The sequence below is a fragment of the Sulfitobacter sp. UBA4523 genome (genome assembly GCF_002388305.1).
In the GTDB taxonomy this organism is placed as follows: domain Bacteria; phylum Pseudomonadota; class Alphaproteobacteria; order Rhodobacterales; family Rhodobacteraceae; genus Sulfitobacter; species Sulfitobacter pontiacus.
This window is the reverse complement of record NZ_DGMH01000013.1, coordinates 18,761-18,970: the sequence shown is the minus strand read 5'-3', so window position 1 is coordinate 18,970 and position 210 is coordinate 18,761. Positions and strand designations below refer to the sequence as shown.

Sequence of the window (210 nt, the reverse complement as noted above, 5' to 3'; positions counted from 1 at the left end):
GATGGCGAAGAATGGTATCCTGATCGTCGAATTTGCCAACCAGTTGCGCGAGGCGGGGCAGGATATCGATAGCGCCATTCGGGACGCGCTGCGTCTGCGGATCCGTCCGGTGATGATGACGATGGTGTCGACCGTCTTTGGCGGCTTGCCGTTGATCCTGACCTCGGGCGCGGGGGCCGAAGCGCGCATCGCCGTGGGCTGGGTGATCGT

General features: G+C 63.3%; 1 protein-coding gene. It reads left to right on the top strand.

Annotation, left to right across the window (positions count from 1 at the left end; genetic code table 11):
- Positions 1 to 210: efflux RND transporter permease subunit (locus tag B3849_RS02410; protein ID WP_286779783.1), on the top strand; the 210-nt coding region annotated here is incomplete at both ends.